At 45.0% G+C, this 15,357-nt stretch carries 15 protein-coding genes and 4 pseudogenes; 8 read left to right on the top strand and 11 right to left on the bottom strand.

The features are described 5' to 3' along the window. Positions 1-4: 4 nt before the first annotated feature. From B853_RS19360 to B853_RS19345, 4 genes and pseudogenes are all read right to left on the bottom strand, one after another. Positions 5-1,383, bottom strand: a pseudogene (locus B853_RS19360) (sensor histidine kinase). 40 nt (positions 1,384-1,423) lie between these two features. Next, positions 1,424-2,155: a response regulator transcription factor gene (locus B853_RS19355; RefSeq protein ID WP_038882902.1), complete on the bottom strand. Its 732-nt coding sequence runs from the start codon at positions 2,153-2,155 to the stop codon at positions 1,424-1,426. Positions 2,156-2,300: 145 nt separating this feature from the next. Then, a complete protein-coding gene (locus tag B853_RS19350; protein ID WP_038882903.1) occupies positions 2,301-2,996 on the bottom strand; it encodes a spondin domain-containing protein in 696 nt (231 codons plus the stop codon). A 9-nt stretch (positions 2,997-3,005) separates the two neighbouring features. Beyond that, a complete protein-coding gene (locus B853_RS19345) occupies positions 3,006-3,689 on the bottom strand; it encodes a spondin domain-containing protein (protein WP_038882904.1) in 684 nt (227 codons plus the stop codon). 287 nt (positions 3,690-3,976) lie between these two features. Here B853_RS19345 and B853_RS19340 point away from each other — a divergent pair, with 287 nt between their 5' ends. From B853_RS19340 to gloA2, 3 genes are all read left to right on the top strand, one after another. Continuing rightward, positions 3,977-4,450 (top strand): hypothetical protein, encoded by a 474-nt coding sequence (locus tag B853_RS19340; protein ID WP_038882905.1) that lies wholly within the window; start codon positions 3,977-3,979, stop codon positions 4,448-4,450. Between the two features lie 77 nt (positions 4,451-4,527). After that, entirely contained in the window at positions 4,528-5,466 is a 939-nt protein-coding gene (locus tag B853_RS19335; RefSeq protein ID WP_038882906.1) for a LysR family transcriptional regulator, read from the top strand. Between the two features lie 2 nt (positions 5,467-5,468). Next, positions 5,469-5,852 (top strand): SMU1112c/YaeR family gloxylase I-like metalloprotein, encoded by a 384-nt coding sequence (gene gloA2 / locus B853_RS19330; protein ID WP_038882907.1) that lies wholly within the window; start codon positions 5,469-5,471, stop codon positions 5,850-5,852. Here gloA2 and B853_RS19325 read toward each other — a convergent pair. Then, positions 5,832-6,197: a hypothetical protein gene (locus B853_RS19325; RefSeq protein ID WP_081641141.1), complete on the bottom strand. Its 366-nt coding sequence runs from the start codon at positions 6,195-6,197 to the stop codon at positions 5,832-5,834. The genes gloA2 and B853_RS19325 overlap by 21 nt on opposite strands. Positions 6,198-6,367: 170 nt before the next feature. Further along, a pseudogene (locus B853_RS19320) lies at positions 6,368-6,589 on the bottom strand (alkyl sulfatase C-terminal domain-containing protein); the annotation flags it as partial. Between the two features lies 1 nt (position 6,590). On the opposite strand from B853_RS19320, the pseudogene B853_RS19315 reads away from it, so the two are divergent. Continuing rightward, positions 6,591-7,202: pseudogene (locus tag B853_RS19315) on the top strand (LysR substrate-binding domain-containing protein); the annotation flags it as partial. Positions 7,203-7,300: 98 nt separating this feature from the next. Here the strand turns inward: B853_RS19315 and B853_RS19310 are convergent. The 4 genes from B853_RS19310 to B853_RS19295 all read right to left on the bottom strand — a co-directional run bounded on the left by B853_RS19310 (position 7,301) and on the right by B853_RS19295 (position 10,103). Continuing rightward, positions 7,301-7,690 (bottom strand): cytochrome b562, encoded by a 390-nt coding sequence (locus tag B853_RS19310; RefSeq protein ID WP_010450937.1) that lies wholly within the window; start codon positions 7,688-7,690, stop codon positions 7,301-7,303. Positions 7,691-7,790: 100 nt separating this feature from the next. Beyond that, complete coding sequence (locus B853_RS19305) at positions 7,791-8,543, bottom strand: phosphatase (protein WP_038882909.1); 753 nt, start codon at positions 8,541-8,543, stop codon at positions 7,791-7,793. Between the two features lie 87 nt (positions 8,544-8,630). Next, positions 8,631-9,071 carry an SRPBCC family protein gene (locus tag B853_RS19300; protein WP_038882910.1) on the bottom strand — a complete coding sequence of 147 codons (441 nt, stop codon included), beginning with the start codon at positions 9,069-9,071 and terminating at the stop codon, positions 8,631-8,633. 108 nt (positions 9,072-9,179) lie between these two features. Further along, the gene (locus tag B853_RS19295; protein WP_010450931.1) at positions 9,180-10,103 is read right to left on the bottom strand and encodes a DMT family transporter; all 924 of its coding nucleotides are present in this window, start codon (positions 10,101-10,103) and stop codon (positions 9,180-9,182) included. 145 nt (positions 10,104-10,248) lie between these two features. On the opposite strand from B853_RS19295, the pseudogene B853_RS19290 reads away from it, so the two are divergent. The 4 genes and pseudogenes from B853_RS19290 (at position 10,249) to B853_RS26560 (ending at position 14,885) form a co-directional block, all read left to right on the top strand. Then, positions 10,249-11,147 (top strand): annotated as a pseudogene (locus B853_RS19290) (LysR substrate-binding domain-containing protein). Between the two features lie 367 nt (positions 11,148-11,514). Further along, positions 11,515-12,564, top strand: a complete 1,050-nt coding sequence (locus B853_RS19285) for a S1 family peptidase (protein ID WP_038882912.1) — start codon at positions 11,515-11,517, stop codon at positions 12,562-12,564. A 121-nt stretch (positions 12,565-12,685) separates the two neighbouring features. Then, complete coding sequence (locus B853_RS26565) at positions 12,686-13,861, top strand: hypothetical protein (RefSeq protein ID WP_249027429.1); 1,176 nt, start codon at positions 12,686-12,688, stop codon at positions 13,859-13,861. Further along, the gene (locus B853_RS26560; RefSeq protein ID WP_249027428.1) at positions 13,809-14,885 is read left to right on the top strand and encodes an EAL domain-containing protein; all 1,077 of its coding nucleotides are present in this window, start codon (positions 13,809-13,811) and stop codon (positions 14,883-14,885) included. The genes B853_RS26565 and B853_RS26560 overlap by 53 nt, the downstream gene beginning before the upstream one ends. A 31-nt stretch (positions 14,886-14,916) precedes the next feature. Here B853_RS26560 and fliJ read toward each other — a convergent pair whose 3' ends face one another. Then, positions 14,917-15,357: a flagellar export protein FliJ gene (fliJ, locus tag B853_RS19275; RefSeq protein WP_010450924.1), complete on the bottom strand. Its 441-nt coding sequence runs from the start codon at positions 15,355-15,357 to the stop codon at positions 14,917-14,919.

The raw sequence follows: 15,357 nt of genomic DNA, 5'->3' as shown, positions 1-15,357 counted from the left end.
CACATCAATTGGATATTGCTCGAAGGGCGAATTTTTGTTGGTACTGAGATGGTGTGCTGCTGGTCTCTAGATAACTGTGATGTAGCATGAGTATCGACTGTACAATCTTCGTCCCTATCCCCAAAGAACCGCCCTGCGCTTCTTTCTCGATATGATTGACGAAGGTGAATTGGATACGCGATTTATCCTCACTCAGATGCGCTTGGCAATAGACTTCATAACCTATTGGACTGTGACGCAGCGCATTTTCAAGCAAGTTAAACACCAACCGCTCTAAAAGACCTTTATCACCCACGGTTTGAATGTCGCTATCGACGTTTATTTTCAGCAGCACTTCTTTGCGAGCAAACTGGCTTTGCATCGTCTCGGCGCACTCTGCCATCAAGGTCCAAGATCCACTGGTTGATATTCGTAATTCGGTATGGGCGCTTCTTTTCGAGCGACGTCCAACAAAGAGTGCAATTGTGTAGACAGCTTCTCACAATTTCGGAAAGCGACGTCAATCAAAGGATCAGAATCGGGGTGCTGCATACGCCACGTTTCCAAATAACCAAGTACGCTCGATAATGGCGTTTTTAAATCATGACTAAGCTGCAATAAGCTTTGACGACGATGAGACGATTGATACTCCAACTGCAAAAACTGTTGCTGGATATGCTTCGCCATCATCTGATAGGAATTCGCTATCGGTACTAATTCTGGAACTTGGCGGGTAAAATCGGGCTGCAGACGAAAATCATGTTCTGCTTGCTGTTGAAGCTGATTAGTCACACGCTCAATCGGGTTCAATAAACTGCGTTTCACCAGCACATAAGCCCCTAATGCAAAGCCTAAAATAGACACTAAAACTAACCCAGCGAGCGCAATATAAGGTGTGTCTACTTGGGCGTTGGCAATCGCATCATGTCTGGTACTGCCAATCACTACATAGAGATAACCCACGGTTGAGCCGAGTTCTTCAATCGCTGCTACGGAAAACACTTTGTGCTCGCCACGATTACGAGGATCTTCGCCTAAGATTGGGAATGGCTCATCATTCAAGAATCGTTTAATTGGGTTAAGATCCACCTTACCCATGATCTCTGCACCTTCTGGTGCTGCATGGGTAGTGATGTTGCCTTGGCTATCAAGAAAGTAGATTTCAAAATCCGGACCAATCAACATAAGGGTATGAAAGATCGACTTAAGCGCTTTTGGGTTGTAATCCGTACCTATCATTAACGGATTATCATCACGCATGTGGCTTGCCAACTCTTTGTGCAAACTCTGCTTAGTACGTAACTCGATATTTTCTTTCTGCCAGTTGTACGTCAGCGCAATTACGATCGCTGCTAAGCAAAACCATAGACTTGTGAACACCACTAAGCGAGATTTGAAGCTCATCCTATCGCCTCCTTAAACAGTCATTACTTGGGTAGTAAAACTACTGTCGTGGTTGAAACTTGTACCCCACGCCCCATACCGTCTGGATAAAATGATGATCAGAGTCAGACAAAGACAACTTGCTGCGTAGGCGATTGATGGTGCTACACACCGTATGGTGATAACCAGAATGACTGGTGTTCCACACATGGTCGAGCAATTCATCTTTACTGTAGACTCTACCCGGGCGCGTCGCGAGAAACTGCAGTAGGGTAAACTCTGTCGCGGTAAGAGTGACGTCCTTATCATTTAGGGATACCTGATGCAATTCTGGAATAATTCTTAACGGACCAAAATCCATGCTGTCTTCAAGTTCGCTTCTTTCAACTTGTACTTCAACGGTTTGACTCACCCGTCGCAATACATTACGTACTCGAGCTTGAAACTCTAATACGCTAAACGGCTTGGTAATGTAGTCATCCACACCCGCCTCCAAGCCATCCACTTTATCCATCTCACCATCTCTGGCCGTCAGCATGAGTACAGGGATCCAATCTTGTTGCTGACGCAAATAATGGCAGATATCTAGACCATCACCGTCTGGCAAACCTCGGTCAAGAATGAGCAAATCAAAAGGTTGTTGTAGGTATTGCGCTTTGGCTTCGGCGACATTCGTTGCCCGCGACACTTGGTGTCCTTGAAACTTGAGATGCATTTGAACCAGTTCTGCCAAATCATCATCGTCTTCTACCAGCAAAATGTTCGCGACTAAATTGATTGCCTGTTGTTCCATGGTCCTTTCCCTGCGTCTGAGAATCCTCACTTTGCACATGACCGGAACAAATCAAAATTTCTTTCAAAAAGGTTCCGATGACGCCATGAGGGTTAAAGCGCTCGGCTACAAACGCTTTGGAAAGGAGACGTCATCGGTGCCTGTATTACTCGACTCGGGTGATAGTGAGTTTCGCTCCAGGATTCAGGAAGCGATGGTTCGCAGAAAGCGCAGAATTGGCTAAACCATCATCTTTACTTACCACTCCAGCGTGAAACGCCACTACGTCATTTGTGTCGTTACGAGCGGCATTAAAGCCTTCCCCACCGCCTGCAGGTCCCGGAATGGTGGCCGCAAGTTCATCATTCAATTCCGTGCCGGAATCCCAGACGTTCATGATCATTTCGTAGCTTTCACCCACCGCCAATGATTTAAGCGATAGGCCCGTTTCCCCAACAAACGCATCGTTGGTGTTAACAAACATGGAAGCGACTGAAACGTAGCCCGCTTTATGTGGGTCAACTGTAAAGCTTACGGAATCACTTCCACCCGGAAGCACTAAACCGTTACCTGACAACGCTTGGTAAACATAGTCATTGGAATCCTTTAGCGCTAACAGCTCGGCATTGCTGCCCCCTTCTGCAAGATGCTCAAGTTCAACAGAAGCGCTTTTGCCAATTTCAAACAGTTTGTATTTGTCATTGTGAGCCAAAATCGCAAGTGGCGACATTGGTTGATTCGCGGTCAAGTTTGCAACGTTAATCGTGTAACGGTATGACTTCACCACATCGTTATCATCATCGCTTGGACAACCGGCGAGTAAGCCGACTGAAGCTGCTACGAGTAAGATTCTGTATTTCATACATCCCCCTTACTTCACAACAATTGTGATGGTTGCAACTGGGTTCAACCAACGATGGCTGCTGCTGTCTAGGTCACTGATGCCGCCAGTTGGATCGCTATCACCAAGGTTACCCGGATGCACGTGAACTTTGTCATTAGTCACTGCAGCTTCAACGCCTGTGCCGCCAGTACCAAAGGTAATGAAAGGTGGGTTTGGCATGCTAGCTTTTAGTTCATCATTGGCTTCTGTACCTGCATCATAACTTCTTAGCGTTGCTCGGTATGTGCCAGCTTCCGTTGGGATTTTCCAGCTATCTAGCCCCACGAAACCATCATTGGTTGGCAGAAGCATCGCACTAAGAGACAAGTATCCATGATCACCATTGTTCATCGTAAAGGTGGTTGCGACACCCGGATTCAAAATACCACCAGCCGGGTTTTCAACCACAACACCACCAGCATTACCAATGACACTAGCAAGACCCGAGATATCACCACCTTCCGCCATTGCTTCTAACTCTGGGGTAGCGACTTCACCGGTTCTGAACATCTTAAGATCAGAGCCATGCGCTGCGACAATCAGTGGCGTAAAGTAAATGCCTTTTGTCGCGTTAGTCACGGTGATTTCCAGTTCTGCTGCATTTACTGATGCAGAGCCTAGTGCCATAGCGACTGAAGTCATGACGAGTCCGAGTTGGGTACGTTTTTTCATTGTGATTCCATCCTTTAATGAGGGTTGAACTACTCAAGTCCATGTTTACGGCTTTACTTCTTTGTTTGTAACTTGAGTAGGTTAAGCATTACGTTTCGAACGTTTTGCGTTCTTGCCTCTAAGAATGACGAGCAAATCTATCAGCAACTTCATCGAATTCTCATAAAATTCTCACAAGTTCTGTTCGATTTTTTTCAGCAGCAATTTTTACTATTAATCAGCTATTTACACTTCGTACGCTCCCCTCCTACAATGCGGTATTTCCTGTTTAAATCACGATTCTCAGCATGATTCATAACGTACTGGCTGCTTACTACGGCGAAATCTACGGCATCGCTTTTTTCAATCACTACTTGAACCATTACGCCCATGGTGAACAACAAACGCTGTGGCAAACCTTGATTGAAGTAGAAGAGCTCACCGCAGAAAAGCTCAAGCCTGTATTACTGGCAAATGGCATGGATATCGAAAACCGACACCAAGAGATGCTTGATAAAGGCTTGGCAGACGCAACCAAGTGGATAGAGTTGCCAAGGCTGGAGTTGGTGGCAACTCTGCTGAAGTGGGTAGAACCTTATGAGACGAAGTACCGAGCGTGGCATGAAGAAGTGAAAGCTTCACAGCAGTATTCAATCGCTGAGCGAGAAGCTATCGAGTTGATTGCGGACCACGAAACAGCTATTTATCACTGTTGGCAGCACTACCATATTGGTGAATCTGGCTTGCCTGCCCTGAATGCCTTCTTAGCAAAATATCGCTAAAGCGAGACAGTGACACTTGAACCGAACAAAACAGTACCAGACAATACCGTTATTCCGCTGCGCAGAACTGAACAAATATGGTTAACCCAAAACTCATTGCCCTACTTCCTGATCTTGCTTCGTTTATCTTAGTGGTAAACGAGGGCAGTTTTACCGCTGCAGCCAAACAGCTCGGCGTGACGCCATCAGCTTTAAGTAAGTTGATCACACGGTTAGAGCAAGCCCTCTCAGTGAAACTGTTCGAGCGAACGACTCGCAAGTTGATCATCACTCAAGCCGGGCAAAAGGTTTACGACCAAAGCATCGCCATGGTGAATGCGGCGCAGCAAGCGGTTGAATTATCGGCGGAAGATCATGCCGAGCCCACGGGTGCACTCACAGTGGCTGCACCCGAAGCGTTTCTTAACTCGGTGCTTCAACCATTTGTGTTGCCATTCCTAGATCGCTACCCAAATATACAGCTTAAGCTGCGTGCCGCTGATGGTGAGATTGATCTTTTTCGCCAAGGTATCGACGTAGCATTTAAGCTCACCGACAAACCTGATGAGAATCTGGTACTCAAAGAGATCAGCAAGACCAATCTTGTTTTGTGCGCCTCTCCAGATTACCTTGCCAAACACGGTATACCAGAGCATCCGACTGAACTTGAGCAGCACGATTGTATTTATCTTGCTGAGAACGACAAAGACAACATCTGGTCTTTCTTTAAAGAAGAAGCTTTCCACTCTATTGCCGTGAGTGGACGCTACGCCGTTAACCACTCTCAAATGCGCTTGAACGGGGTTAAGTCTGGCTTGGGAATTGGGATCTTCCACGACTTCGTGATTAAAGACGCGTTAGAACGAGGAGAAGTGGTGGAAGTTCTGTCTGATTGGATGATCAAAAGTAACTACCACGGCGCTATCGCGATGCAGTATGCACAAACCAAATACATGCCTGCTCGCCTGCGCGTGTTTATTGACTTCGTTAAGGAGCACCTAGTCACCGGAGAGGCTAACCATGTTTGTAGAGACTAACTATGTTTAATGCCATTCACCACGTCGCAATCATTTGCAGTGATTACCCAACATCAAAACACTTTTACTCCCAAGTCTTGGGGCTAAAAGTCATTGCTGAAAATTATCGTGAAGCCAGAGACTCGTACAAGCTTGACCTTGCTCTGCCTGATGGAAGCCAAGTTGAGCTGTTTAGCTTTCCGGGCGCACCTAAAAGACCAAGCTTTCCCGAAGCACAAGGGTTGAGACACCTCGCGTTTTTGGTTGATGATGTTGAGCAAGCAAAAGCCTACCTCGAATCGAATGACGTTGAAGTTGAGCCAATTCGGATTGACGAGTTCACAGGCAAAGCATTTACCTTCTTCCAAGATCCAGATGGATTACCTTTAGAGGTTTATCAGAACTAACTTCGGTGGCGCGCGAGGAACTGGCGTTTCAAATCGCACACTTAGAGCCAAATAAGTGTAACTGTCAGAAATCACCGAGCTCAGTCGTGAAAGTATCGGTGTCGTTGGAAGTGTATCGTGATGAAAAGTCGAGAAATGGCTAAAAGGACAAGGCTTGCCTTTATGGCTGACAGAGTTGTCGCCCTCTTCTATCTGAACCAATTCAAAACCGTTAAGCGTACATAGCGTCGCCCACACGCCCATGCTGTTACCATGAGCATTGATAACAGGCATCAGCGTCACTAGCACCCAACTTAGAGCACTAGTAACTAGCATGGAGCGATAAAAAGGAATCAATCTACGCATAACGGTGACTTAACAAATTTCACACAGCGTAACCAATTCTGATTGTTAGCTCAAAAAGAGGATCAATAAGTGAACGCTACTTCACAGGTTTTCATGCAAATAATTATGGAATAGAAACCAAAAAGCCTCAGTGGAAAACACCGAGGCTTTGTTAGTCTAAGATCAATTACTTAATTCGCAGGCATTGGTAGGATTTCAAACATCCCATCAAAGTCATCTAATGTGCTCACGAGTTGAGTAACAAGTTTGGCATTGCCTGTTAACTTCGCCTCACCAGACTTCAATAGGTCATCAAGCGTTGCTTGCCCGAGTACCATCGCCGTCATATCCGCTTTGCTGATTTGCAACGTGACATCTGTAGTTGGCAGTTCATCTACTTGGATGTTCGCCATTGTGGTTTATACCTCCGAGCCAGTGATGTTAATGCTACTTCCTAAGATTGAAGCAGATAACACGCTCGGTAACGTTGAGATAGAATTGCACCCGACGCTGTCCAGTGAAACAAAGCTGATCAATAACCTCAATCAACAAAAGGCAGACTTGGCGATCGATTTCGCTCATTACTCTGCTCCTTCCTTTTTCTCTGAATTCTTTTTAAATGATGAGATCTGTCTGATTTCCAGAAAAGGTCACCCAAGGATTCAGCAAACGCTGTCACTTGAGCAGTTCTATCGCGAAAAGCACGTTACACTAAAACTTCGTCGCGAAGACGCCTATCTCGCGGACTTGTTTACCGAGGAGTCGATAGAAGAGCGTAAAGTCGCAGCAGAATGTGACTCTTTGGTGTCGCAGATGACGATGATCTCGAACAGTGATTGCTTAGCGGCAACCGTCAAAAGTATCGCCAATCAATTTGCCGAACGGCTGGACTTACAAGTACTGGATGCGCCTTTCACCAATATACCTATCAAATAGCGACTGCTTGCACATAACCGAATGAAACACAGCCCTGCAAATATTTGGCTAAGAGATAAGCTCAGGTCGTATTTCGCGGCAGAATCTTAGAGATAGTGAATCAAATAGAGATAAAGGGGCAAAGGCAGAAAAAAGCCCGCCGAAGTGGCAGGCTGATATCGTATTCCTTCAAGTAACTCAGTGAGCGATTAGCCGAACAGCTTGCTCCAAATGCTTGGGTTACGCTTGTCGTGATACTCTTCACGTAGGCTATCGATTTCACGCAGTTGATCTTGCGCTTCTTGTAGCTTGCCCGCATCAAGATCTGCTTCAATCTTGTCTAGCGTTACCGTCAACTTATTGAAGCCTTCTAGATAGAGATCGAACTTCTCTGGCGGGTAGTTACCGCGCTTAGATTGCTCGACGATCGCTTGTAAGCTATCAATGGCAGATTTCATGGTTTCTACATCAGACGCTTCTGCCGCCTGTTTGAAATCCATCTTCATCTGCTTCATGTTTTGTTTTAAATCGACGGCTTCTGCCATTGCGTATGTTGAGCCCAACGCAATAACACACCCCAATACTAAAGGACGTAACATCTTCACTTCTCCATTGAATACCGAATTCTGAGTCGGCTTTTTAATGCGAGCAGTGTAAAGCAATCCCTTAACACTTGCATAACCAAAAATGTAATCAAGTTTATGCGTTGCGAATCTCGTCATACTCTGCAATTGGCTTGCGACCACGCAGCTCTAGGAAGGATAAAAATTGTTGTGCTGAGTGAGTGATAACCTTGCTGCTGTCGATGCCGACTCTATCCATTAAATCACCTACTAAGCTCAGGTTACCCACGTCATGACAGAAGTGTGCGTCGCTGCCAGTAGTAAAAAACACACCCAACTCTTTACCGATTTGCGCAATCTCGTGGCAACGGTCCACACTGCCAACACGGCTATTGCCTTTCAGTGTGGTGTTGTTGATTTCAATCGCGACGTTGTGCTCTTTCGCGCACTTCAAGACCGCTTCGAAGTCGAAGTCAAAGTTTGGGTTCCCCAGATGACCGAGGGCATCAACGCGACCATTTTTGATGATATTCAAAAGCGCTTCAGTGTGTGTAGCCTTATTAGCAGGGTGGAACACAGGCTCATGAAAGCTTGCGATAACCCAATCTAGATTGCGATCGACACTCGGTGGAATATCAATTTCACCTTCCGTATTAAGGATGTTAGATTCAACCCCACGGATGATAGCAACCCCTTCAAGAAAACGAGGCAGAATTTTCTGGTTAGAGAAAAACCAGTAATGAGGCGCACCCGGCATGGATTCAGCGTGATCGGTCGTACAGAACATATCAAGCCCGTTCTCTTGTGCCGACTTCGCGTTTTCAATCAACGTACTATAAGCGTGGCCGCTAGCGTACGTATGCGTGTGGGTATCAACCTTAAATTCCATCATCAACTCTCTTGGTGCGCAAATTGGCGGCTATTGTATACCCACAACTCACCTGTCGTCAGCCCAATCTTAGCTTGCAACCTCACCTTACTCTTCACTGATGGTTTTGATCAAAGGCAGAGCCTTCTCCCAGCCGTGGTTGAACATTGACACAAAATCACTGTGAGTGTGAATGGTTATACTCAACAACAAGCGATCATCCAACGTATCGATCTGATAGATCTCTCGCGATCCGATCCACTTGGACGCTAAGTCTCCATCCAATTGCTGCCGATTATCTGGGTTAAAAATGGCAACATGATGAAACTCCAGTTTTTGTAACGGCTGTACCGTGTCAATTATCGCTCTCGTTCCACCCATATCTGGGTCAAAAAAAGTCATGTCACAACCTTCTTCCCATGCGCCATCAAATTGAGACTGAGGCGAAAAGGCTTGCGCCCATCGTTTGTATAGTTCGACATCGGTCAGCACGCTCCATACGCGCTGAGGTGTCGCAGTAATCTCGACGTGATAGTTTAAAGTCAGCATGTTTTCTCTCCCTGCATCTTTCTTGACGCTAGCTCATTCTGATTAAAAATCAAACAGGCACTGACGTTTACACTTCATTTGTCACAGCTTGCTAGGCTAAACCTATCCTTAAGGTGTTTTAGGTCGCAGTAAACCTATACGGCGTGCCGAGAACCTAATCCAGCAGGTATTCATTACCGTCGCTAGGACAATTAAACTGATGCCCATAACCTGACTATCACTCATTTGGTCTTCAAAGAACGCCCATTGCCATATTGCTGTAAACAGTAAGTTAGTGAATATAAGTGGAGCGAGCTGTGAACCACTACTTGCAAGTTGGTAAGCTTTAGAACGAAATACTTGCGTATTAATAATAAGTAACGACATCAGAAATACGAGCACCGTATTGGGCGTTTCAAAAGTGCTTATCGACATTGAGCTCATCAACATGCTGGCGTCGTTCACCACGACCAGTGGCAAGATAAACAGAGCTGCTGCGCCAAAGGTCCAAAAGTTGATTTCAAGCGGTGATAAGCCGCTCTTACTTGCTTTGTAGAGCGTCAGTTGAGAACCAGAGTTAAACAGCCCACCAGCTAATCCCAACAGCAAATCGATACGCCATGTAAACTCGCCATCCGAACCAGCCAATAAAATCACACCTGAAAACGCCATAACGAGCGCTACGATGGTCGACATTCGAATCTGACCACGCATAAACAGCTTCTCGACGATTGGCATAAACAGTGGCCCAGTCGCAAATAGCACGACACCTTCAACCAGAGTCAGCGTTTGCAGCGACGCGATAAAACACAACTGACACATTGCGATGAAAAGAGCACGAAGCAAAATCGGCTTAATGGTTCCTACAGTAGGCAAAGTAAGATTCTTAAAGCGCAATATGACCAACAAAATGAGAGCCGGAGTGAAGAAGCGGAGGAAACTGAACATGGTCACGGATAAATCGTTACTGAGCTGCTTTGCTAACAGTCCTGTAACAGATAAACTTAATGTCGACATTAACATGAAGGTGACAGGTTTATTTTCTTCTTTCATTAGATACTCCTTAATTCACGGAGTATTTTAAGAAAGTAAACAAATGAGAAATAGCGAGTAATTTTAAACTTACTTGTAAGAAAAACTTACAGATTTAAATTATCCAGATACGATCCACCCCATCAAAAGAGAGAGTAATAGCAGCATGCGCAAGTTAGTACCGCTAAAATCCATCTACGCATTTGTCGCCGTAGCGGAGACAGGTAGCATGACAGAAGCCGCCCATTTACTCTCGGTTAGCCATTCGGCGGTCAGCCAGGCCATCAAATCCTTAGAGAGTCAGGTCAACAAACCTCTGTTTGACCGCATCGGCCGCCAAGTCATACTCAACAATGACGGCAAGAAATACTATCGAAAAGTCTCACCAGCTCTTGAGCAAATCGTCGATGCGACAGAGGCTTTGATTCACGATCAAAACTCCATGCGAATTACGCTCAACATGGTTAATTCGCTCGCCTTGCATTGGTGGATACCTCGCATGTCGAGCTTACAAGATTACGCCCCCCCCAGTTGGATATTCGTTTGTCGAACCTAGTTGGGCAGTTTAGCTTGGAGCAAGAAGGGATTGATGTCGCTGTCGTACATGGCAGCCCAGAAGAGTGGCAAGATTACTACTGTGAAATGCTCAGCGAAGATGAGTTAGTGCTAGTGTGCAGCCCTGAACTGTTAGAGCAATCAGAAAGTCGTGACATCCGCCACCTTTTGTCGGCTTACCCTATCATCGAGGTGACGAATGATCGTCGCAAGCGTGACTGGCAAGTTTGGCAAGAGGAAACTGGACTTCAACGCCCAACTAACATCAAACCGATGACCTTTAATATGTCGATTCAAGCAGTTCAAGCCACGACAAGACGTTTAGGATTGCTAGTAACACACCGATTGTTTGTTAAAGACGACATCAAGTATGGACAATTAATTGAGCTAGGAGAGCCAGTCGTAAACCCTTATCAGAAATTCTATTTTGTCTGTCCTCCCCATAAACTTAAGCTAGAGTCGATGCATCAACTAAGAGCATGGCTAAAAAAAGAGCTTAACGCTCAGTGAGAACTGGTTAAAAGCTAAAAATAGAAAGAACATAACTTAACATCACTGCATATATACCCAAGTGACTTCAAGATGCAGGATTCAGAGCGTTGTCATTGACTCGAGTGCAAGGAAAACAACGCAGCGTAATAGCCAGCTCTTTCCAAGTTGTTTGACGCAGCAATCGGGGCAATGACACGCTCCCAAAGGGCCCTCTTTGCAAATAGTAAGAGACTTGGCTTGTATACTTTGTTGTCGATTCTTGATTTAGACCCACTAAACCTTTAAATCGCCGCCGCGTCTACAAACCAAGTCATTCTCGCTGAACCTAGCATCTCGAGGTTACTTGGGTATACTAATTAATGAAGATAACAACAGGGGAACATGCATGAAGTTATCACCAGTTATCGTTGCAAATATCTCTTTACTGCTCGGGCTACAAGTCTTTGCCTCCGAGGTAACCGTCAAAACAGCAAACAACCAGCCCGGACTTTCCACTGCCGTGATCAATGGAGAGAAGATCACTCCGAATCAAGCCCCTTTCTTCGCTCGACTCATACTTCACAGACAAGGTTCAAATACTTTTGCTGACGTTTGCGGTGGTACCATCGTCAATGACCGATACATTATGACTGCGGCACATTGCGTTGGCGGAGATGTCTTTTCTAACGGCTGGTCAGAAGATGACCTACGAGTCTTAGTCAAAAACCCCTCAGGCTCAGATGTGTATGTCCAAGAGTTCAAAGATGTAAAAACAATAACGCAGCACCCAGACTACAATGAATCCGATTTATGGATTAATGATATTGCCATTCTCGAACTCAGTTACCCTATTACTGATAATGTTCAATCGATTACCTTGCCACAAGACTTCGGCGATTACAGTGCACAAAGCGTTTACCAAATCTTCGGCCTTGGTCAAACATCATCAAATGATACGTCTGGCGCAGATTACTTACTCACAGCCGATGTTCGCCCATTGACAGACAGCCAATGCGCAAGCCTTGTATCAGGATACCATAGTCAAGAAACCCTTTGCGCTAACGGCTTTCCAAACAAACCCTACACCGGTATTTGCCGTGGCGACTCAGGAGGGCCTCTGACTTACCTAGATAACGATGGAAGCTATCAGCAAATTGGCATTGTTAGTTATGGTTCTTCTGTATGTGAATCTCCATCCATCCCGAGTGTGTTTACCGAGGTGTTAAACTATACAACTTGGATTGAACGACTTACTAGTAGTGGAACAAAAACTGTCTATGATGCTTCAAAGGCTGCCTCTGAGGATTACTACAGCGAAGGTGACTCAGGATTTGAACCGCAAGATACGGTCGTGACAGAAACAGATTCAGGAGGAGGCAGTGGTGGCGGTCTCTCCCCATTTTTGTTTATTTTCCTACTCCCTTTCAGCTACCTACGCCGACGTTACGCAGTCTGATTTAATGTTGTTACTTTCCACAGGAAACGTGAAGTAAACAACCGTATCCTGTGGATTTTCCATTATTTGGAAATCACAAAACTTGCTATGATGCGTAGTAAATCGTTTGCAGAGTAATGAGATGAGCATCAATACTTCAAAATACGGAGTATTTTCCTACGTTATATTATCGCTTTCTATTGTGTCGATGATATTCGTCAGCTATGGACTATCTTCTCTTTTCGTTTTAGAACAAGACAATTTCCAAATCATCTCTATCGTTGGCGCTACGGCGTTAGTTAGCTTTCTTCGCTATAGATCAAAAGCGATACCCAGCGTCGTGCTTGGGTTGTTCTTTTATTACTGGCTAACGGGGAGAGGAGTTCAATTCAGTGCAACTTATAGCCTGCTCCTTCCCATTGTTCCATTTCTAACCGCATGGTTGTTTCATACCTATAATGATAGAGCACTAGATAAACCCGCTTCCACTAGGCTAAGCGTGTTTTTCTTAACGGCCGGATGTTTTTACCCACTGGCTAATACAATGATGATGTTGATAGTTAGTGGTGTAATAGGAAGCAATTATTTTGACACCCACTTCCTCGTCTATGCAACATTAGGTGGATACCTGACACAGTTACTTGTCACGCCAACCCTATACGTTGCAACGTGTTTGCTAACCGGTACTGATCAACAACGCTTTATTGCCCTAGACCGAAGCTTACGTCACTCCAGAAACACGGATAAGCGCTATCTTTTTTGGCTATTTGGCAGTATCGGTTTGCTGAGTTTAGCAGCGTATGCACCGAGCTCCTTCCTACTCAATACGGTGAGTTTTTGCTTAATTCTTATTGTAATCTCCGGTTTATCTCGCCATGGAATTATTCAGCCATTAGTAATTGGCTCATTTGCAACATTACTCATCATCTACGATGCCATACATGCATTCAACGCTGGCCCGCACAATCAAGAAAAGTTGCTAGGATTAATGATCATTGTTTCCGTACTCGTTACCCTAGCCTACCTGCTCGCTGGCTATTCCATCAAATACTATGAGATGTCTCAAAAGCAGATTCAAGCGGAGCGGATAGACCCCTATACTGAGTTATACAATATTGCTCAGCTAAAAGAAGACCTATTTACCCAGTCACAATCTGTCTTGATCTACTTAGATCTAACTTCAACTCTTTCAATGCTGACAGGGTTAGGGCATGAAGGAAAATCTCAACTCATTAAGCAACTTAGTGATTATTTAAGTTCAAGAAATGAAGGGATTAACCGCTGCTATCGCCCCCCCTTTTTCAACGGGAGTCATTAGTTTTACTGAAATGTCTGAGGGCATACATGGTGAGCTCTATGAAGTTTCTCGGCATCTGGCAAAATTCCAGTTTTATTGGCAAGGGACATCAGTATCTTTGGTTAATCCTGTCTTGCACTGCGCTCGTATCTATCCAACGATGGACATAGAAAAAGTTGCCTCGGTACTTTGCGACCAAAGAGCTGGATACGATGAAACCATACATTGGGTCAAACTAAACTCTGCGCATTCAGATCGAGTAGACAAACTGAACTACATCCAGCAGATATTCAAAAATGATCAGTTCGAACTCTACTGTCAGCCATATAAGACTCTGTCACCTACAGCCAATACACCAACTAGCTTTGAGGTTTTATTGAGAGTAATAAACTCGGATGGTTCAATACTTGCTCCTGCCGATTTTTTTCCTTTGATTAACCAATTTGGCTTGGAAACTCAACTCGATCGATGGGTAATTGACCATACGTTTCTAATGCTTGATGCTCACGTAGAAGATTGGACCCAAATCGATTACTGCTCAATCAACTTAACCGCTAAAACACTTGGTGTACCAAACTTAGCCGAGCAAATAATCTCCAAGGCAGCGCAGTTAAAGATTCCTTTAGAGAAAATCTGTTTCGAAATCATCGAATCATCAGCATTAAACAATGAGCAACAAGCAATAGAAACACTAACGACACTGCGAGAGGCGGGCTGCAAAGTTGCCATCGATGACTTCGGTACTGGATATGCAAGTTTTGAGTATTTAAGAAGACTGCCACTTGATGTACTAAAGATAGATGGAGCATTTGTTAAAAACCTACCTTACAATGAAACCGACCGATTGATCGTAAGCTCGATTTGCACTGTAGCGCGCGAGATGAAACTTCAGACAGTTGCGGAATTTGTCGAAAGTGAAGCCCACATTCAGATCTTATCTGAATTAGGAATCAACTATGCACAAGGTTATGGTGTTGCGAAGCCAATGCCATTGGTTGTTTGTTTAAAAGGTATGGCAAAAAAGGGAGTAAAGACTGTGGCGTAAAGACTCTTTCGTATGGCTCGCTCTCACTAAACTAAAGTACCTTTCTCTTCAATCGTGAGTTAATAATATCCTCTATGAGCTTTTGTTCTTTCTTCGCTTTCTCATAGTTTTGTTTGGCTCGCCAGCGTTCCAGTACTTTCTCTAGTCCCTGAACGCGAGCGTGTTTGTGTTCCAATTGCTTTTGAACTGAGGTGCAACGGGCTTGCATTACTGCTTGCTCATGCTCGTGATGCTGCAACATTTTTTGCAGCATCTGATCAACTCGATTTAAGTTCATTAACGTCGCACTGTTCAATGTTGGCGCCATCAATGCCGATTGTCCCGCGTGATTTTTTAGCGCAGAAAGCTGCTGCAGTTGTGTTTGCAAATGAACATGCTGCTGACGCATCTGGTCAAGTTGCTGCCCAACGCGATCACGCTGCTTTTCTTCCATCAGTTGTAGTTTACCGACCGCTTTTAATTTTGCTTCCAC

This window comes from Vibrio rotiferianus CAIM 577 = LMG 21460, from assembly GCF_002741985.1.
Classification (GTDB): Bacteria; Pseudomonadota; Gammaproteobacteria; order Enterobacterales; family Vibrionaceae; genus Vibrio; species Vibrio rotiferianus.
This window is presented reverse-complemented; position numbering and strand designations above follow the sequence as displayed.